The organism is Micromonospora sp. BQ32, assembly GCF_059358895.1.
In genome coordinates, this window is the sequence record NZ_JCADBI010000003.1 from 191,302 (window position 1) to 209,808 (window position 18,507).

Here is an 18,507-nt window from a genome sequence, read left to right on the forward strand (position 1 = left end):
CGTTGCCGCCAATGGTGGAATCTCTGAACTCCCGCCCAGCGGAAGGTTAACGCCGGCCGGTGGGCGGTTCCCCAGTCCGGGCAACGCGGCTCGTGGGGCGGGTGGGACTCGTCCGGTTCACCCAGGAGTGACCCGGTAGGGTGCCTCGGTGCGGCCCTGCCGGGCCGTCGCGGGCGTCGCCGTCGCGTCGTCCGACGCGCGCCGAGGAGGATACGACCGTGCTGGTGACCCTGCGGGGCGTCGGGATCCCGGCATGACGAGCGTCGCCGCGGTGTCGGCCGCCCGGCCGGCATCCGCCCCGCCCCGGCTGCCCTCGCTGACCGGACTGCGCTGGATCGCCGCCCTGCTGGTCTTCGGCTTTCACGCGGGCACCATGCGGATCATCGCCGAGCCGGACTACAAGGCCGTGATCGACGCGCTGTTCACCCTGGGCCTCTCCGGGGTGCAGTTCTTCTTCATCCTCAGCGGTTTCGTGCTGGTCTGGTCAGCCCGCGCGGGCGACTCCCGGCGTACCTTCTGGCGGCGCCGGATCGCCAAGATCTACCCCAACCACCTGGTGCTGTGGGCGGCGACGTTGGTGGTCGCCTGGTGGTTCGCCGACCCGGTCCTACCGGCGGCGGCGTTGGAGAACCTGCTGCTGCTCCAGGCGTGGGACCCCCGGCCGGGCTGGTTCTACAGCATCAACACCGTCAGCTGGTCGCTCTCCTGCGAGTTCTTCTTCTACCTCTGTCTGCCGCTGGCGCTGCCGCTGCTGCGCCGGGCCCGACCGAGGCTGCTCTGGGCGCTGATCGTCGCGCTGCCGCTGCTGATCCTCGCGCTCTGGCCGGCGCAGGAGTTGGTGCCGGAGGTGAGCCGGTGGTGGTTCACCCAGATCTTCCCGCCGGTACGGTCCCTGGAGTTCTGGTTGGGCGCGGTGGCGGCCGAGTTGATGCGCCGAGGGCTCTGGCGCGGTCCCGGTCTGACCGTGGCCAGCGGCATCTTCCTGGTCACCTGGGTGGCGGCCGCGCAGTGGATCCGCGCCGAACTGTGGACCATGCTGCTCGCGGTCGCGTACCTGTTGGTGATCACCGCCGCCGCGGACGCGGACGTGCGGGGCCGGCGCTCGCCGTGGCGGTCCCGGCCGCTGGTCTGGCTCGGTGAGGTCTCGTTCGCCTTCTACCTGGTGCACGTGCTGGTGATGACGAGCGTGCTGCGCTGGAGCGGAGCCTGGGGGACCGGCTTCGCCGGATGGCGTGGCCCGGCCGTGGTGCTCGGCTTCCTGGTGGCGAACCTGATCCTCGCCGGGCTGCTGCACCGCTTCGTCGAGACCCCGATGATGCGCCGCCTCGCGCCGCGCCGTCCTCCGGCCCGTCCGGCGCCCGTCCCTCGGCAACGCGCGGCCGGCACGCGGGTCGCCGGTGACGACGACGCGCCAGACCCCGCGAGCAACGGCCGCGGCGACGTCGGCGGGGCTGCCGACGAGGTCGGTCAGGCCGGCGGTCGATCAACGTACGTCGACCTGCGCTGACAGTGTCCACCCTGGTCAACGGGTCGGCGCGGCGTGATCCGACACGCCCGTGGTCGGTGCGCCCGGGTCGGCACGACGGTAGCGTGGGGACGTGCTTCCGGTCGCGTTCACCTGTCCGCTGTGGTGGGTGGCGCGCTGGGCGACGCGGGTGCTGACCAGCCTCGCCGTCGTCGCGGCCCTGGCGCTCGGCGCAGGCCCGGCCACGGCCGCCGGGTCAACGGCCGGCCCGGTGTCACCGCCGAGCGCGGTGCCGGCCTCGGTCGCCGCCGGGTCGCTGGCGGCCTCCTGCCGGCACGCCGGGGCGCTCAGTGCGACCCGCCCGGCCTCGGCGATACCGCCGGAGGCCACCGAGGAGTCGGTACCGGCATGGTCGGTCGACACGCCGGTGACGCTCCCCGGCGATCAGGGCACCACCGCGACCGGCGCGCTGCCGGTCCGCGCGGCCGAGTCTGACCGGCTGCCCCTCGTCGAGGGTTCGAGCAGTCGGGCTTCCCGGGCTCCACCCGGGCGCTGAGCCACCGGGACGACCCGTCCCATCGCCGCGCCCCGTCGACCCACCGCTTCCCACCCCGCCGGCCCCTGGCCCACCGTGGCCCGCCGGCGCGGCTCCCATCGCACTGCTCTCTCCCCGAGGTGCCGACCATGGAGACCGTCGTCTTCTACCAGTTCGTGACCGAGGTGCCGCAGGCCGCCGCCATCTGGTCGACGCTGTTCCTGCTGACCCTGGGCCTCCTCACCGTGCTGGCCGCCCGTCCCGAACGGGACCGGCCCACGGACGAGCCGCTTCCGACCGTGCCCACCGCTCGGGAGCTGGCCGCCGCCGAGGTTGTCGACATGCGCCGTTACGCCGAGGAGGTGGCCGTCGCCGCGGCCGGCGCGGCCACCACCGCCCGGCGGCGACGCGCCGCCTGGCTGACCGCTCAGGAGCAGCTGGAGCGGGCCTGGACGGGGTACGACGAGGCGGACACCGCCGCGCGTCGCTTCGCGGGCGCCGGGGCGCTGCCCACCCCGCAGACCCCGCACACCCCCGCCGAGTACGCCGCCCGGGAACGCTATCTGCACCGCGCGGCGATGGCGGCGTACTGGCGGGGCGACCTGACCATGACGCAGCTCGGCGACGTGTTCGGGCACCGGCGCGGCTGGGATCCCCGGCGGCACCCGGTCGAGCAGGAGGTGCTGATCAGCCGGGTGATCCGGGATGCGCGGCTGGCCGACTACCAGGTGGCCGCCGGCCGTGAGCGGGCCGCCTGGCGCGACGCGGAGTTGGCCGCCGAGTCGGCTCGTACCCTCGCCGAGGAGGCGTATGCGGCGGCGGCCCGGCTGCGCCCGGCCCCGGTGCCCGCCCGCCGGACGGTGGTCAGGGCGTTGCGTCCCGCCGCCGTGGCACGGTGGCGCCCGGCCCGGGTGAGTTGAGCCCGATCCGTGATGTGAGGCCGGTCACCCAATTGCGGAATCGGACGGCCGGCGCGATCGGCGGCATTGTTCCCGCGATTATGGCCGCGTTCTTTGCGGCCTGTCCGGTTGTCGCCCGCAGACGTCGCCGTAACCGGTTGTCCCATCGAGTCACATCATCGGCAATACGCGCAGAAATTGTTGCCACGATTGAGGTTTACGCAGGTGAACCTGGCTTGGCAGGGGTGCGGAGTGACCAGTACTGTCGTCCCGTCCGGTGCGGTAACCGATCGCAAGACGCGACGCCGCACCGACCCGCTTAATCGTGATCAACGAACCGGGGACCCACCAGTAAGTCCGGGGTGAATCCGCGAGCCACGGCCCGCGGTAGGGCGATCTTCCCGCCCGAATCCGTCAGCTAACCCGGTAGGCGGTGTCGGAAGGAGTCACATCCTCGTGCAGCACCTTTCCACCCCTCGGTTGTTCCCTCGCCTCCACGGCGCGGCGGTGCACCCGCTCATTCGTCGCGTGACGGTGAGCTGACCCCCGGGTCATCGCCTTCCCCGCCCGGCCGCGCCGGGCGTTCCCCTGAGCGGTTCACCATCCGCGGACCACCGTCCGCGCGCTGGCGCCTGCCCGGATACCGGTCCGGCCCCGGTGTGCCGCTCTCCCCCGATCCGTGGAGGACCCCGTGAAGCACACCCTGAAGCGCCAGCTCCGCCGCCTCGCCACCGAGCGCCCGTACCAGATTGTCGCCGCCTCCGCCGCGGCCCTGGCGATCGCCACCACCACCGGCGCCCTGCTCACCACGGCCGATGACGCGCCGGCCGGTCAGCGCACCGCGACCACGGTCGCCGAGCTGCGCAGCGACGTCGCCGCCTCCCGCGGCGAGGTTCGGGACGCGTCCCCCCTTGCCAGCGCCGCGCCGACCACGGCCGCCCCGGCCACCAGTGCCGCGTCACCCGCCGCCAAGGCCAGCAGCAACCCGGACCTGACCCGGAAGCCGGAGCGGCCGAAGCCGCCCGCGACCAAGATCCTCGACTACGACTACGAGGCGCAGAACACTTACTACAACTGCGGCCCGGCGGCCACCCGCAACGCGCTCAGCGCCGCCGGCATCGACCGCACCCAGGATGAGCTCGGCGCCGAGCTGGGCACCACCGAGATGGGCACCAACTCGGCCGAGGACACCACCCGGGTCCTCAACGCCGAGGTGAAGGGCTCCCCGTACCGGACCCGGATGTTCCTCGGCGCACCCAGCCCGGCGCAGATGGACCGGCTCCAGGCCGACGTGGTGAAGGCCATCACCGACGGCCGGGGCGTGGTGGCCAACGTCGTCGGGGACGCCACCGACACCGACGGCGGCTGGCACTCCTACGGCGGCGGGCACTACATCGCCGTCGTGGGCTACAAGGACAACGGTCGCACCGTGCGGATCGCCGACTCGGCGAACCCGGCCGACTCGTCGTACTGGATCACCACCATCGACCTGGCCAACTGGATCGCCAGCCGGGGCTACTCCGCCTGACCCGGGCACGCTGACCGCCGCGGGCGCCGTCTCCCACAAGGGGCCGGCGCCCGCGGCGTTTCTCCGCGCGGTTCGCCGGTGGGCTGTCATCGACGACTCTCGTACCGGGCCGTGAACCGTGGGAGACTGCGGCCGTGGTGGAGAAATCGGGTGGTCACGCCGGTCGCAGGCCGGTCCTGCTGCTGCTGCACGGCATGGGGGCGACCGGGGACGTGTGGTTGCCCTGGGCGCCGTACCTTGAGCAGCACTGGCCCGGGCGGTGGCTGGCACCGGACCTCGCCGGCCACGGCTGGGCGCCGCCGCTGCCGTCGTACTCCTTTGTGGGCTTCGCCCAGCAGATCGCGCAGGCCCTCGCCCCCGACGACCGGCTGGTCGTGCTCGGGCACTCGCTGGGTGGCGTGGTCGGCCTGGCGCTGGCCGCCCGCGACGCCGGAACGCCGGTGGACGCGGTGGTCGGGCTGGGCATCAAGGCGGTCTGGTCACCCGCTGAGCTGACCCGCGCCGCCGAGGTCGCCGCCCGCCCGGTGAGCTGGTTCGCCAGCCGCACCGAGGCGGCTCGCCGCTACCTGCGGGTCTCCGGGCTGGCCGGCCTGGTCTCACCGGACCACCCGGTGGTGGACGCCGGGCTGCGCCAGGTCGACGGCCGGTGGCGCCTCGCCATGGACCCGACCGCCTTCGCCGTCGGCGAGCCCGACCTGGCCGCGCTGCTGGCGGCGACCGACGTGCCGGTGGTGCTGGCGCGTGGGGAGAACGACCCGATGGTCACCGACGAACAGCTCAAGGAGTACGGCGTACCGGTCGCCACGCTGCCCGGTCTCGGGCACAACGCGCACGTGGAGGACCCGGCGGCGGTGCTGGCGTTGCTGGACCCGTACCGCTGAGCGGCTACGCCGGTGCGGACGCGGTCAGTTTCTCCGCGGGCGTCAGCTCCCGGCGGGCGGCGGTCAGGAACGCCTCGGCGTACGACTCGGCCGGGAAGTCACCCAGGTAGCGGCGGCGGGTGGCCCAGCGGGCCTCGGCCAGCGGGTCGGTGTCCAACAGTGCGGTCAGCACCTCGTCCACGTTGGACATGTCCCCGCGCAGCACGTAACCCGACCCGGCCAACGGGAACCGCTCCACGAACCGGTCGCCCTCGTCGCCCATGTCGGTGACCGCGTACGGCTTGCCGGAGTAGAGGAAGTCCGAGATCACTCCGGAAACGTCGGAGACCAGCGCGTCGGCGGAGTTGACGCACTCGGTCAGGCTCAGTTCCCGAGCCGCCGCGCCGACGACGTGCTGGCGGCCGGTGCGGGCCCGGTCGGCGACGAGCAGCTCGGTCAGGCGGCCCAGCTGGCGGGCCGAGGCCGGGTTCTGCGCGGTGTACGGGTGGGCCCGCAGAATCACCGTCGCGCCGCGCTCCAACAGCCGGCGCAGCAGCCCTTCGGCCACCGGCAGCGAGCAGTAGTCGGCGTCGGCGTGGTGCCCGGTCCAGGTCGGGGTGTACAGCACCGTCGGGTGCGCCAGCCCGCGTGTGGGCTCCGGGCGTACCTCGATCGACTCGACCTGTGGGCGACCCACCACCACGAACTTCTCCGCCGGGATCTGCACCCCGGCGCGGGCGTACCGGTCGATCGCCGCCTGCCCGGCCACGAAGATCCGGTCGAAGATTCCCGACACCGGGTTGGCGCTCGGCGCCTTGTCGCTGTCGCCGTGGTGCAGCTGGATGTGGGTGAGCTGGGTGAAGCGGACGCAGTGGCTGTTCTTCGCCCCGTGGTTGACGTAGAACGCCGCTCGCAGGCTCGGCACCAACGCCTCGTCCATCGCCCCCAGGGTGGGGCAGTAGACCACCGGCGCGTCGGTGGCCGCCGCGATCGGGGCCAGGAACTCCGGCTCGCGCAGCACGACCAGGAACGGCCGGCCGATCCGTTCCAGGTACGGCAGCCACATGGTGACCTGGTATTCCGACCCGGGAGGCGCGGAGAAGTAGAGCAGGAACTCCGGCTGGTGCCGGCGCAGCGCGGCGGCCACCGACCCGCCGCCGGCCCGCGGCCGGAACCGCCGCCGGGCCAGGTCCAGTGCGACCGCGCCGGCGACCGCGCCGACCAGCAGGCTGGCGGCCAGCGCCACACCGGCCGGCAGGGCGAGCGCGGCGGCGAGAGCCAGGGCGGCGAGCAGCCCGAGCAGCGCCGTGCCGAGTCGGTCGGCGATCAGCGGCGTCCAGGCGCGTACCGGCAGATTGGCCGCCCGGATCTCCAGACTGCCGGCGGTGCGCAGCGGCCCCACCAGCAGCACCAGCCCCAGCAGGACCAGCCCGGTGGCGACCAGCGCGAGGTTGAGCCCGTCGTCCAGCCGCCGGGAGTAACCGACCAGGATCGCCGCGGCGATCAACGCGGTCTCCGCCACGAGGTCGGCGCTCGGCCGGATCCGCTGCTCAGCGGCCGAGGCGGCCAACGCGGCGACGGCCAGCGCCAGCCCCCAGCCGGTGGCGCCGGTGAGCGCCAGCACGACAAAGGCCAGCACGGCCAACCCGGTGGTCAGGCACCGGGCGGCCAGCTTTCGGACCAGGTCGCCGCGCATGTCGCTCCGTTCGTGGTTCCGCAGCCGTCGGCGTCAGTTCGCGGACGTCGCGCCGGCCGGCGTCTCGACCCGACCCGACCCGGCCTGCGCCGGCACGTTCGGCGTGGGCCCGTCACCGGGAGCCCGGCGTACGTCGATCACCTGACCGGTGAGGTCGGAGATCAGCACGTCCAGCGACGACTGGGCGACGGCCTCCGCGGCGAGCAGGGTGTGCTCCGGCTCCTCGCCGAAGGCCCGCGTCCGCATCGGGGTGGCGGTGCGCTCCGGGTTGATGCAGTTGACCCGGACGCCCATGTCGGCCCACTCGTCGGCGAGCGCCTGGGTGAGGTTGACCAGGGCGGCCTTGGTGGCCGAGTAGAGCGCGTAGCGGGCCCGACCCCGGGTGTAGGAGCTGGAGGTGTAGAGCAGCAGCTGGCCCTTGGTCTGCTGGAGGTACGGGAGGGCCTGGCGGGCGATGGTCACCGGGCCGACGAAGTTGACCTGGAGCAGCCGGTCCATGGTCTCCTCGTCCATCTCGGCGAGGGCGCCCTTCTCCAGGATGCCGGCGGTGACCACCACGTGGTCGATCCGGCCGGTGGCCTCGAAGGCGGTCGTCAGCGCGGCCTCGACGTCCTCGGCCCGCTCCACGTGGGTGCCGGTGCTGGAACGGCTGAACGGGAAGACCTGGGCGCCGTAGCGACGGGCCAGCTCGGTCAACTCGTGGCCGATGCCGTAGCTGCCGCCGAACACCACGATGGTGCGGCCGGTCAGCTCCTCGCTGTAGCTGCGGTGGTCGGTCAGCCGGGGCGCCTGCGCCGCGGCGAGCTGGAAGAGCTTGTCCGCCAGGTGCACGTCGACCGGGTGGGTGACCTTGATGTTCTCGTCCGAACCGTCGATCACCTTGATCGGGGTGCCGGGAAGGTAGCGCAGCACCACGCCGCAGTCGTCGGTGGCGGCGAAGTCCGGGTCGTCCTCGGCGATCCGGTACGCCGCCCGGATCGTGGGGGAGCGGAACGCCTGCGGGGTCTGTCCCCGACGCAGCCGGGAGCGCACCGGGATGTCGGTGATGCAGTCGTTGTCGTCGACCTGGATGATCGTGTCCGCGGAGGGGATGGCCACGTCCACGGCGGCGTAGCTCCAGAGCGCGTTGACGCACTCGCGCACGATCCGGCCGCTGAGCAGCGGGCGCACCGCGTCGTGGAAGAGGATGTTGCAGTCTTCCGGGCCGACCGCGTCCAGCGCGATCCGGGTGGTGGCGTTGCGGGTGTCACCGCCCTCGATCACCTTGGTGACCTTGCGCAGGCCGGCCTTCTCGACGATCTGCTGGGCGTCCTCGACGTGGCCGGTCGCCATCAGCACGATGATCTCGTCGATCTCCGGTGCCGCCTCGAAGACCGCCAGGGTGTGCTCGATGATCGGCTTACCGGCGATCTTCAGCAGCTGCTTCGGGATGCCGAGGCCCAGCCGGGTCCCCGTGCCTCCGGCCAGAACCACCGCCACTGTCCGTGAGGGCCGCCACGGCGTCGGGGTCTCCGCTTCGGCGTCCGGGCCAGTGGTCTGGTCCTGCGTCATTGCCGGATCCTCACTCTCAGGGATGCGTTAACGGAAGGTTCCGCCCGAGCGGCGACGGAATGAACCTTAACGCGCGGACCGCGTCGCCCCAACGCGGGCGACGCGGTCCTCAGGTGCGTGTCGATGCCGGACGTTCGCCGGAACTCTACTTGCTGTTCGCGTACGCCTCGTAGGCCCGGATGACCTCGTCGGTGGGGCCGTCCATCCGGATGAGGCCCGATTCCAGCCAGATCGTCCGTTCGCAGGTGTCCCGTACGGAGGAGAGCTGGTGGCTGACCAGGAACACCGTCCCCGCGCCCTCCCGCAACTCCCGCACCCGCTGCTCGCTGCGCTTGCGGAAGCCCTTGTCGCCGGTGGCGAGCGCCTCGTCGATGAGCAGCACGTCGTGCTTCTTGGCGGCGGCGATGGAGAACCGCAGCCGGGCCGCCATGCCGGACGAGTACGTCCGCATGGGCAGGCTGGCGAAGTCACCCCGCTCGTTGATCCCGGAGAAGTCGATGATCCCCGCGGCCTGCTTGGCCACGTCATCGGGGTGCATGCCCATGGCCAGGCAGCCGAGGGTGACGTTGCGCTCCCCGGAGAGGTCGTTGAGCAGGGCGGCGTTCACGCCGAGCAGGGACGGCTGCCCCTGGGTGTGGATCGCGCCCCGGTTGACCGGCAGCAGGCCGGCGATGGCCCGCAGGATGGTGGACTTGCCGGAGCCGTTGCTGCCGATCAGCCCGATCGCCTCGCCCCGGTACGCGGTGAAGGAGACGCCCTTGACGGCGTGTACCTCCCGCACGTTCGGCGCGTGGGTGCGCTTCACCAGCCGGCGCAGCGCGGCCACCGGCGTGGTGCCACCGGCGGCGCCCTGGTGCACCCGGTAGATGATGTGCGCGTCGTCCACGACCACGGTCGGGATGCGCTCCTGGGTTCGGGTCATCGTCGCGCTCGCCTCAACGGGGGCGTCGAAGTGATCAACCACGGCCGTACTCCTGTTCGCCGCGCCAGAAGTAGATGAAACCGCCGATGCCGGCGACCAGCGCCCACCCGGCGCCGACCAGCCAGAGCTGGGTCAGCGACTCGTTGAGCAGCGGCGCTTCCTCGAGCAGCGCGTACCGGGCCAGTTCGATGTAGACCAGCAGCGGGTTGTACTGCACGAGCGTCGTCGCCCAGCCGGGCAGCCGGTCGAAGAGGGTGACGCTGTAGAGGACGCCGGAGCCGTACATCCAGGTCCGCATGATGAACGGCATGACCTGCTTCAGGTCGCTCGCCTTGGAGCCCAGCCGGGCGACCAGCAGCACCACGCCGGCGTTGAACACCGCCTGTAGCAGCAGCGCCGGCAGCAGCATCAGCCACTTCCAGGTGAGCGGCTCACCGGTGACCAGCACGATGCCGACCAGCACCACCATCGAGGCCAGCAGCTGTTGGAACTGGGTGATCGTGGTGGACAGCGGCAGGCTGGCCCGGGGGAAGTGCAGTGCCCGGATCAACCCCAGGTTGCTGCTGATCGACTGGGTGCCGGCCAGGATCGCGCTCTGGGTGAAGTTGAAGATGAACAGCCCGGTGGTCAGGTAGGCGATGAAGTTCGGGATGTTGTCGTTCTGCGCCAGCACCACCCCGAAGATCAGGTAGTAGACCGCCGCGTTGGTCAGCGGGGTGAGCACCTGCCAGAGCTGACCCAGCTTGGCGTTGCTGTACGAGGCGACGAGCTTGGCGTTGGCGTACGCGGCGATGAAGTGCCGGTAGGCCCATAGTCGGCGGCTGTACTCGACGAGGCTGGGTCGCTCACCGGCGACCCGTAGCCCGTGCCGAGCGGCCAGCTGCGCCTGGGTCAGGCCCGTGTCGGGGTCGACCAGCGCGGTGGTGGCCATGGAAATGGCGCTCCGATCTTTCGTGCAGACGGGGGTTGCTCGCGACGATCGAATCCTAGTGGGAAATTTGCGCGGGGCGCCGCCTCGTCGCTGCGAGGACAGTAGTCCGAAACACGTCGGGACGCAACCGTACCGTCGTTGCGCTACGCTATCCCGCGTGACCTGCGATAAGAGCCCTCGATGACCACCGAAAAGAGGCGGGTGCCGGCCGGCGCGGCGGTGCTGCGCGACGAGATCACCACGGCGATCCGCCGCGCGCTGATGCAGGAGCTCGCCGCGGTCGGCTACGGCCGGCTCTCCATCGAGGCGGTGGCCCGGCGGGCCGGCGTCAGCAAGACGGCGGTCTACCGACGGTGGAGCTCGAAGCTCGACCTGGTGCTGGAGATCGTCGCCGCTGCGGCACACCGCAAGCTCCCCGCCCTCGACACCGGCACGCTACGCGGTGATCTCGCGCTGCTGTTCCAGGCGGTGGCGCACGCGCTCCGGCACCCGCTGGCGTCGCAGATCATCCCGGATCTGCTGGCCGAGGCCGCCCGCAACCCCAGCATCGACGTGACCCTGCGTCAGGTGCTGTACGCCCGGCAGCAGGAGATCGGCGGTCGCCTGGTCACGCGTGCCGTGCAGCGTGGCGAGCTGCCCGCCGACACCGAGCTGGACACCGCCGTCGACCTCATCGTGGGGCCGCTCTACTGGCGGCTCGCCATCGCCCGGCTCCCGCTCACCGACGGCTACCTCGACAACCTGGTCGAATCCGTGGCGGCCGGGCTCGGTGCCGACAGCGTGCTGTCCAGTCCCCGGGCGGCTCCGATTTCGGGTTGACCAGCCCTCCGACACACGGTCGCCGGCAGCAGCGGCCCCCCTGCCCGATTCCGCTACGCTGCCCCCTTGACACCCGGCCGTCACCGTGCCGATGCCCCTCATCCGCCTGACGAGTAAGGACGCCCGTGGCCCACGTCGACAGCATCGCCGTAGCGCCCGCCGAACCGGATCCGACGCCGCGGACCGGGCAGGCATCCCGGCCCGCCACCGCCCGCGCCGGGCTTTCCCGGGTACGCGCGCTGATGGCCGTCGCCCCGGCGCTGCTCACCGATGGCGCCGTGATCGCGTTCGCGCTCTTCACCGTGCTCTACCACCTGGCCTTCCTGGGGGACCTGCGTCCGTCGGTGACCTTCCGGATCTGGCTGCTGGCCTGTGTGGTGCTCGCGGTCGTGGCCGTGCTGCGCGCCCGTCGTCGCGCCGGCACCCCGGCGGCCGACAGCGCGCCGGCCGACAGCGCGCCGGCGGCTTCCGAGCAGCCCGCCAGCGCACGCCCGGCCGCCGACCGCCGCCTGCTGACCGGGGTTCTGGTCGCCGCCGCCGTGGCCGCCGTCTCCGCCGGTGTGGCCGGCACCGACGTCGGGCTCTCCTGGTGGATCCCGGCCGTGGCCGGCCTGCTCGCGGCCGTCGGCGGGCTCCTGCTGGTGCGCCAGGCCTGGCGCAACGGCCCGGCGCCCACCCCGGCGGCCCCGGCGCCCACCGCGGCGCAGTCGGCGTACGCGTTGGTCGTCTCGGTCCTGGTCGGCATCTCCTCGTTCTTCCTGGCCCGCAACACCCCGGACGACGTCTACTACGTCGGCAAGTCGGTGTGGATCGCCGAGCGTGACCTGATCCCGCTCAACGACTTCCTGTTCTCCGAGAACGTGCTGCCGGCCATGGGGTCGCAGCCACCCATCCCGTCGATCGAGGTCTTCGACGGCGCGTTCGCCAATGTCGTCGGCATCCACGCCAGCTCGGCCCTCTGGTACGTGCTACTGCCGATCATGGCGGTGCTCGCGGTGCTGGCGCTGTGGCGGCTGACCCACCGGTGGGCCCCGCGCCGTCCGCTGCTCGCCTTCACCGTGGCGATCGCGTACCTCTACCTCGTCGCGGGCGGGGACGCCGCACTGGGCACGTTCCACCTTCCTCGGCTGCACGAGGGCAAGGGCATGTTCGTCTCGGCGGTCATTCCGCTGATGTGGCTGTACCTGACCGAGTGGTTCGACAACCGGTCGCGGCGCAGCCTGCTGCTCATCGTGGCGCTCTCGATCACCGCGATCGGGCTCACCAACACCGCGGCGATCATCCTGCCGATGCTGGTCGGCGCCGCCGGCTTCGCCATGCTGCTGGTCGGCCGGTGGAAGGCGGCCGTCGTCGCGGCGGTCGCCGCCCTCGCGTACCCGATCGGCTCGCTGGTGGTCTCCCGCCTGGTGCTCGGCGGGATGGCCGCGACCGGCGCGGACGACGCCTTCTTCGACGCGGCGTACACCTACAAGCGGACCCTGCTGTTCGGCGTGGTCGGGGTGATCAGCGGTCTGGCGCTGTGGTGCGGGGCGTTGCTCGCCCGTCGGCGCACGCCCGCGCTGCTCGCCGCCGGTGCCGCCCTGGCGTTGAGCGTGTTGTTCGTGCCGGGCGTGCTGGAGGTGCTGAGCGCGTTGAGCGGCATCTCGGTGGTGCTCTGGCGCGTGCCGTGGTTGCTCGCCCTGCCGACGCTGATCGGGCTGCTGTGCACCGTGCGTGTGCCGGCGCCGACCCCGGCCCTGCGCCGGGCGGCGTCCGGGGGGATCGCGGTGTTGCTGGTCGCCTCGTTCGCGCTGTTCGCCACCCCGATGTGGTCGCCGAAGAGCTGGGTCGAGGTGCACGAGCGCCCCACCTGGAAGCTTCCGCAGCAGCGCCAGGCGATTTCCTTCTGGATCAAGGGTCTGGACCGCCCGCGGGGCATGCTGCTCGCCCCGAAGACGATCATGCGCACCACGCCGATCATCACCAGCGAGGTCCGGGTTGTCCTGCCCCGCGACTTCTACCTCGTCGAGTACGACCTCACCTCCCAGTTCGCCAAGGACCGGTTGCTGCTCGCCGGCTTCGCGGACGGCGCCGCCAGCCCGACGCCGGCCGAACTCAAGCCGGCGCTGGACCGCCTGGACGTGGGCACCATCTGCGTCTACAACGGCAACCAGTACGCCCGCGACACCGCGCCCCAGCTGGGCTACCAGGAGTTCGCCAAGCGCAAGGCGCCCGGCGCGATGACCTGCTTCCGGCGGGTCGGCTGAACGCTTCACCCGTATCGAGCGCCCGGCCCCGTGGTGGGGTCGGGCGCGCCCCGACGCGGAACTTTGCCCGAAATGGTGCCGGATACCCGAGCGACACCGAGGTGTCCCCTCGCGTTAAGGTCGCAGTCACACGCAGCCGGCCGCGATTGAGTCGCTGCGACGGGGGAGTGACGTCGGTCCATCACGGGCACCGCCCGCAACGAAATCTCGTAGGGAGCGAACTCGTTTGTTCGGCACGTTGACAGGACGCCTCGGAGTGGCCGCCCAGAGTGCGCTACTGGTACTGGCCTACCTGATCATGCTCGTCGGTGGCGTATTCGGTTGGATCGGCCTGTTCGCCGTCGCCGCGTTGGCCGCCATCATCGGCGAGTTCGCCGTCGCCCGCTGGTCGCCGCCGTCGCAACTGCTGTTGGAGAAGGTGGGCCTGCACTGGTCGTACCGACAGCTGACCCGGGACCTCGCCGCCGTGTTGCTGGTCGTCGCCGAGGTGCGGCTCAGCGGTGGCGAGCTGACCGTGCTGCTCGTGCTGCCGGCCGCGGTGTGGGTCGTCTCGGTCTTCGCCGGCGCGCTCTCCACCATGATCGATCGTCGTAACCCGCTCTCCGCCATGGTGCGCAACATCGAGCTGGGTCCACTGTCCAGCGCCCCCCAACCGCCCGCCTGGGCGGCGGCGGTCGCCGGTGACCGGATGCCCCTGCTCAACCTGCTGCTGGTGCCCGCCGGCGTGGCCGCCGCGGTGCAGCACGATGCGACGCCGTTCTTCGTGGCCGGCGCGGTGGCCGTCGTGGCGACCGGTGTGGTGGGCGCGATCATCGCGCTGACCTGGCTGCGCGGTCGGGGCGCCGGGCAGGGCCCGCTGCTGCCGGCGGTCCAGCGTTGGCTGGACAGCTACCGGCCGGAGGTGGCGCTCTACTTCGCCGGCCCGGCCAAGGACGTCTACCAGGCGAACATGTGGCTCGCCCCGACCGAGGCGCTCCAGCAGCGCGCGGTGGTGCTGATGCGCAGTCGGGAGGCGTTCCTGGAGCTGGCCGACACCCGGCTGCCGGTGATCTGCGTACCGGCCGGGGTCGACTTCATGAACCTCGACCTCGGCGGCATCCGCGCGGCGCTCTACTCCGCCAACGTCGGCGCGAACATCCACATGCTCCGCGAGCCGGGTACGAAGCACGTCTTCGTCGGGCACGGCGACAGCGACAAGCAGGCCAGCGTCAACCCCTACAGCAAGGTGTACGACGAGGTCTGGGTCGCCGGCCTGGCCGGCCGGGAGCGCTACGCGCGGGCCGGCGTGGGGGTGCTCGACTCGGACATCGTCGAGATCGGCCGGCCGCAGCTCGCCGGGGTGCACACGTTCGGCGCCGAGTCGGTGGACCGGCCGTTCACCGTGCTCTACGCGCCCACCTGGGAGGGCTGGCTCGACGACGACCCGTACCACACCTCGCTGGTGCTGATGGGTGAGCGGATCGTCAAGGGACTGCTCGCCACGGGTCCCCGAGTCCGCCTGATCTACAAGCCGCACCCGCTCACCGGGTCGCGGTCCAAGGCGGCGAAGGCCGTGCACGACCGGATCGTCACGGCGATCCGCGCCGCCGGCGGTGACCCGGACGCGTCCTCGCTGGACGGCACCGCGCACCTGGTGGTCACCGGCCGCACGCCGGCGCTGTTCGACTGCTTCAACCAGACCGACCTGCTGATCAGCGACGTGTCCAGTGTGGTGTCCGACTTCGTGCAGAGCCAACGGCCGTACGTGGTGGCCAACCCGGCCGGCCTGTCGGAGGACGACTTCCGCCGCGAGTACCCGACGGCTCGGGCCGCGTACCTGCTCTCCAAGGACTGCGGCGAGCTGGAGAAGATCGTGTCGGTCACCCGGGCCGGCGACGACCCGATGACCGAGGCCCGCCGGGAGCTGAAGACCTACCTGCTCGGGCCCGCCGAGGCGAACCCGATGGACCGGTTCCAGCAGGAGATCGACCGGCTCTGCCACTGAGTTCCGCGAACGGCAGCGACCGGCGCTGCCGCTGAACCCGGCCTCTATGGCCTCGCGCCCGACCCGACACCGTCGGGTCGGGCGCGACCGTGTCAGCCCAGCAGGGCGGCCACCGCGTCGGCGGCGGGAACGTCCGCCGGCAACGCCCGCGCCGCCACCACCGCCGCGACCGGCAGCGGGCCGTACACGTGTGGGAAGAGCTGCCCGCCGCGCGACGGCTCCCACCGCAGCGCGTCACCCAGTCGCTCCTCGTCGACGCTGAGCAGGGTCAACCCGGTCGCCCCGGTGAAGTACCGCCGCGCCGTCTCGACCACCTGGTCGCCGTCGGAGAGGTGGATGAAACCGTCCTGCCGGTCCACGGCGGAGCCGGCGAAGGCACCGGCGGCGAGGGCGTCGTCCCATTCCGCGCTCGACAGCAGTTTGTAGATCACCACAGCAGCGTACGGGGCCGCCGTCGGCGCGCTCGCCCGGTTTTCGCCGGTACCGCCGCGCCCGTCGCCCCCCGCCGGGCATGCTCAGGTCAAGGGCCGCGGAGGGATGGGCGATGCAGAGCTACGACGATGACTGGACCGACAGCCAGCGGGCGCTGTACGACGAGTGCTACCGGGCCGGCGGCGAGTGGGCCGAGGACCCGGACACTCCGTCCGACGACGTACAGCACGTGATCAACCTGGCCGAGGCGGACGACGACGCCTTCCAGGATGCCGAGATCGACTATCCGCCCCTGGTCGACGCGGTCACCCAGGCCAGCGGGGTCACCGTCACCAGCGTGCCGGCCAGCCACGAGGACCCGGGTTTCCGCGGGTTCACCGACGGCGTCCGGGACGCCACCGCCGACGACGTCTTCGGTCTGTGACCGGGGTCTTCGTCCGGTAGCCCGCCCAGCCCCGGCGGGCGGCCTCCCGGTCCGCGCGCGCTTCTGCCACCATTTCGCAGAACAGCGCTGCGACGGACGGGGGCACGGGTGCGGATCCTGCTGGTGGAGGACGACCGCCGGGTGGCCGCCGCGCTGTCCTCCGCCCTCACCCGCCGGGGGTACGAGGTCGAGCACGCGGCCACCGTCGCCGCCGCCCTCTCCGCCGCCCCCTGTGACCTGGTGCTGCTCGACCTGACCCTGCCCGACGGGGACGGCACCGACCTGTGCCGGGAGCTGCGTCGACGCAGCAGCCAACTCGGCATCATCGCGGTGACCGCCCGGGGCGAGGAACGTGACCGGGTGCTGGGTCTGCGCCTCGGCGCGGACGACTACGTGGTCAAGCCGTTCTCGATGGTGGAGTTGCAGGCCCGGATCGAGGCGGTGCTGCGTCGCGCCGCGAACGCCGCGCCCGAGCGGCACCTCATCGAGGCCGGGCCGGTACGCATCGACGTGGCCGCGCGGACGGTGACCGTGGACGGCCGGGCCGTCACGTTGACCCGCAAGGAGTTCGACGTGCTCCTCTCGCTGGCCCGCCAGCCCGGGGTGGCGGTGCCCCGCGACCGGATCCTGCTCGACGCCTGGGGCACCACCTGGGCCGACCGGCACACCGTCGAGGTGCACGTCGGGTCGCTGCGCGGCAAGCTCGGCGACGCCCGCCTGGTGGAGACCGTTCGCGGCGTCGGCTACCGGCTGCGCGACGCGTGAGGAGCTGACGTGCGCCGTCGCCTGGTGATCAGCTATCTGCTGCTGATGGTCCTCGTCCTCATCGCGTTGGAGACCCCACTGGCCGCCACCATGGCCAGCCGCGAGACCGAACGGGTCCGCGCCGACCGGCTCGCCGACGCCACCCGGTTCGCCTCGCTGGCCGGGCCGGCGTTGCGCGACGGCGGGCCGGGCCCGATCGAGTCGGAGCTGACCAGCTACGACGACCTGTACGAGATCGGCGCCGCGATCGTCGACCGGGACCGGAACATCCCGGTCTCGTCGCCGAGGTGGCAGCCCAGCCCGGGGACCGCGACGGTGCTGGACGTCGCGCTGTCCGGGCAGCAGACCAGCGCCCCCGAGTCGGTCTGGCCCTGGACGACCGACCCGGTGGTGGTGGCGGTACCGATCAACGACGGAGGTGAGGTGCTCGGCGCGGTGGTGATCGTGACCCCGGCCGGCCCGATCCGCCGAGCTGTCGTCGCGTGGTGGCTACTGCTCGCCCTGGCCGGTCTGCTCGCCGTGCTGGCCTGTGTGCTCACCGCGTTCGGGCTGGCCGGTTGGGTGCTGCGCCCGGTCACCGAACTGGACGCGGTCACCCACGAGATCGCCGAGGGCGACCGGGGCGCCCGGGTGCAACACCGGCTGGGGCCGCCGGAGCTGCGCCGCCTCGCGGCCAGCTTCAACCACATGGCCGACGTGGTCTCCGACGTGATGGACCGGCAGCGCGCCTTCGTCGCGCACGCCAGCCACCAACTGCGCAACCCGCTCACCGCGCTGCGGCTGCGGGTGGAGGAGTTGGGGCCCAGCCTCACCGACCCGGACGGCCGGTCCGAGCACCGGCTGGCCCTGGAGGAGACCGACCGGCTCGCGCTGGTGCTCGACGCGCTGCTCACCCTCGCCCGGGCCGAACGGGAGGAGAACGAGCGCGTCACCGTGGACGCCGCCGCGGTGGCCGCCTCCCGGGTGGCCGCGTGGGCGCCGCTGGCCCGGCACCGGTCGGTCGCGTTGCGGCTGGCCACGACCGACGCCCCGGCGTACGCCCAGACCGTGCCGACCGCCGTCGACCAGGCGTTGGACGCGCTCATCGACAACGCGGTGAAGTTCAGCGGGGCGGGCGGGGCGGTCACGGTGACGGTGGCCCGCCGCGACGGCGGGGTGGCGCTGGAGGTACGCGACTCCGGCCCCGGCATGACCGAGAGTCAGCTCGGCCAGGCGACCGAGCGGTTCTGGCGGGCCCCGGACGCGCAGAACGTGGACGGCGCGGGGCTCGGCCTGACCATCGCCGCCGTGCTGGTCGACGCGTCGGACGGGCGGCTCACCATGCGCCCGGGAGAGTCGCGGGGGCTGGTCGCCGCCCTGTGGTTCCCGACGCCGGCGCTTGCGGTGGACCCGGGGGAGGAGGAAGCGGCCGTCGACCTACGGCCCTCCCCGGCCCGCTGAGGCCCGGCCG

Annotated in this window: 16 protein-coding genes and 1 riboswitch; of the genes, 11 read left to right on the forward strand and 5 right to left on the reverse strand. The window is 72.4% G+C overall.

What is annotated here, in order from left to right:
* The first annotated feature begins 253 nt into the window (after positions 1 to 253).
* The 5 genes from AC5L30_RS07875 (at position 254) to AC5L30_RS07895 (ending at position 5,308) form a co-directional block, all read left to right on the forward strand.
* Positions 254 to 1,507, forward strand: coding sequence for an acyltransferase family protein (locus AC5L30_RS07875; protein WP_494866248.1), 1,254 nt, complete (start codon positions 254 to 256; stop codon positions 1,505 to 1,507).
* Between the two features lie 91 nt (positions 1,508 to 1,598).
* The gene (locus tag AC5L30_RS07880) at positions 1,599 to 2,021 is read left to right on the forward strand and encodes a hypothetical protein (RefSeq protein WP_494866249.1); all 423 of its coding nucleotides are present in this window, start codon (positions 1,599 to 1,601) and stop codon (positions 2,019 to 2,021) included.
* Between the two features lie 128 nt (positions 2,022 to 2,149).
* Positions 2,150 to 2,920, forward strand: coding sequence for a hypothetical protein (locus AC5L30_RS07885; RefSeq protein ID WP_494866250.1), 771 nt, complete (start codon positions 2,150 to 2,152; stop codon positions 2,918 to 2,920).
* 285 nt (positions 2,921 to 3,205) lie between these two features.
* Positions 3,206 to 3,347, forward strand: a riboswitch (cyclic di-AMP (ydaO/yuaA leader).
* Between the two features lie 231 nt (positions 3,348 to 3,578).
* A complete protein-coding gene (locus tag AC5L30_RS07890) occupies positions 3,579 to 4,427 on the forward strand; it encodes a C39 family peptidase (protein ID WP_494866251.1) in 849 nt (282 codons plus the stop codon).
* A 134-nt stretch (positions 4,428 to 4,561) separates the two neighbouring features.
* Positions 4,562 to 5,308, forward strand: a complete 747-nt coding sequence (locus AC5L30_RS07895) for an alpha/beta hydrolase (RefSeq protein ID WP_494866252.1) — start codon at positions 4,562 to 4,564, stop codon at positions 5,306 to 5,308.
* Positions 5,309 to 5,312: 4 nt separating this feature from the next.
* Here the strand turns inward: AC5L30_RS07895 and AC5L30_RS07900 are convergent, their stop codons facing one another.
* From AC5L30_RS07900 to AC5L30_RS07915, 4 genes are all read right to left on the reverse strand, one after another.
* Positions 5,313 to 6,983 (reverse strand): CDP-glycerol glycerophosphotransferase family protein, encoded by a 1,671-nt coding sequence (locus AC5L30_RS07900; protein ID WP_494866253.1) that lies wholly within the window; start codon positions 6,981 to 6,983, stop codon positions 5,313 to 5,315.
* Between the two features lie 33 nt (positions 6,984 to 7,016).
* The gene (locus tag AC5L30_RS07905; RefSeq protein WP_494866254.1) at positions 7,017 to 8,534 is read right to left on the reverse strand and encodes a D-ribitol-5-phosphate cytidylyltransferase; all 1,518 of its coding nucleotides are present in this window, start codon (positions 8,532 to 8,534) and stop codon (positions 7,017 to 7,019) included.
* Between the two features lie 145 nt (positions 8,535 to 8,679).
* Positions 8,680 to 9,456 carry an ABC transporter ATP-binding protein gene (locus tag AC5L30_RS07910; RefSeq protein WP_210781399.1) on the reverse strand — a complete coding sequence of 259 codons (777 nt, stop codon included), beginning with the start codon at positions 9,454 to 9,456 and terminating at the stop codon, positions 8,680 to 8,682.
* 34 nt (positions 9,457 to 9,490) lie between these two features.
* Positions 9,491 to 10,387: an ABC transporter permease gene (locus AC5L30_RS07915; protein WP_494866255.1), complete on the reverse strand. Its 897-nt coding sequence runs from the start codon at positions 10,385 to 10,387 to the stop codon at positions 9,491 to 9,493.
* Between the two features lie 180 nt (positions 10,388 to 10,567).
* On the opposite strand from AC5L30_RS07915, the gene AC5L30_RS07920 reads away from it, so the two are divergent.
* From AC5L30_RS07920 to AC5L30_RS07930, 3 genes are all read left to right on the forward strand, one after another.
* Complete coding sequence (locus tag AC5L30_RS07920) at positions 10,568 to 11,206, forward strand: TetR/AcrR family transcriptional regulator (protein ID WP_494866256.1); 639 nt, start codon at positions 10,568 to 10,570, stop codon at positions 11,204 to 11,206.
* A gap of 125 nt (positions 11,207 to 11,331) precedes the next feature.
* Positions 11,332 to 13,452, forward strand: a complete 2,121-nt coding sequence (locus AC5L30_RS07925) for a DUF6077 domain-containing protein (protein WP_494866257.1) — start codon at positions 11,332 to 11,334, stop codon at positions 13,450 to 13,452.
* A gap of 226 nt (positions 13,453 to 13,678) precedes the next feature.
* Entirely contained in the window at positions 13,679 to 15,436 is a 1,758-nt protein-coding gene (locus tag AC5L30_RS07930; protein WP_494866258.1) for a CDP-glycerol glycerophosphotransferase family protein, read from the forward strand.
* Between the two features lie 92 nt (positions 15,437 to 15,528).
* Here AC5L30_RS07930 and AC5L30_RS07935 read toward each other — a convergent pair whose 3' ends face one another.
* Positions 15,529 to 15,867: a DUF952 domain-containing protein gene (locus AC5L30_RS07935; protein WP_494866259.1), complete on the reverse strand. Its 339-nt coding sequence runs from the start codon at positions 15,865 to 15,867 to the stop codon at positions 15,529 to 15,531.
* 113 nt (positions 15,868 to 15,980) lie between these two features.
* Here AC5L30_RS07935 and AC5L30_RS07940 point away from each other — a divergent pair, with 113 nt between their 5' ends.
* The 3 genes from AC5L30_RS07940 to AC5L30_RS07950 all read left to right on the forward strand — a co-directional run bounded on the left by AC5L30_RS07940 (position 15,981) and on the right by AC5L30_RS07950 (position 18,497).
* The gene (locus AC5L30_RS07940; protein WP_110561958.1) at positions 15,981 to 16,292 is read left to right on the forward strand and encodes a hypothetical protein; all 312 of its coding nucleotides are present in this window, start codon (positions 15,981 to 15,983) and stop codon (positions 16,290 to 16,292) included.
* Positions 16,293 to 16,400: 108 nt separating this feature from the next.
* A complete protein-coding gene (locus AC5L30_RS07945) occupies positions 16,401 to 17,057 on the forward strand; it encodes a response regulator transcription factor (RefSeq protein ID WP_091401433.1) in 657 nt (218 codons plus the stop codon).
* A gap of 9 nt (positions 17,058 to 17,066) precedes the next feature.
* A complete protein-coding gene (locus tag AC5L30_RS07950; protein WP_494866260.1) occupies positions 17,067 to 18,497 on the forward strand; it encodes a sensor histidine kinase in 1,431 nt (476 codons plus the stop codon).
* Positions 18,498 to 18,507: the final 10 nt, after the last annotated feature.

Bases quoted from the DNA above. Each gene is read 5' to 3' on its own strand.
- AC5L30_RS07940 (WP_110561958.1), top strand. From the start codon at position 15,981: ATGCAGAGCTACGACGATGACTGGACCGACAGCCAGCGGGCGCTGTAC.
- AC5L30_RS07915 (WP_494866255.1), bottom strand. From the start codon at position 10,387: ATGGCCACCACCGCGCTGGTCGACCCCGACACGGGCCTGACCCAGGCG.
- AC5L30_RS07905 (WP_494866254.1), bottom strand. From the start codon at position 8,534: ATGACGCAGGACCAGACCACTGGCCCGGACGCCGAAGCGGAGACCCCG.
- AC5L30_RS07885 (WP_494866250.1), top strand. From the start codon at position 2,150: ATGGAGACCGTCGTCTTCTACCAGTTCGTGACCGAGGTGCCGCAGGCC.
- AC5L30_RS07920 (WP_494866256.1), top strand. From the start codon at position 10,568: ATGACCACCGAAAAGAGGCGGGTGCCGGCCGGCGCGGCGGTGCTGCGC.
- AC5L30_RS07875 (WP_494866248.1), top strand. From the start codon at position 254: ATGACGAGCGTCGCCGCGGTGTCGGCCGCCCGGCCGGCATCCGCCCCG.
- AC5L30_RS07910 (WP_210781399.1), bottom strand. From the start codon at position 9,456: ATGACCCGAACCCAGGAGCGCATCCCGACCGTGGTCGTGGACGACGCG.
- AC5L30_RS07900 (WP_494866253.1), bottom strand. From the start codon at position 6,983: ATGCGCGGCGACCTGGTCCGAAAGCTGGCCGCCCGGTGCCTGACCACC.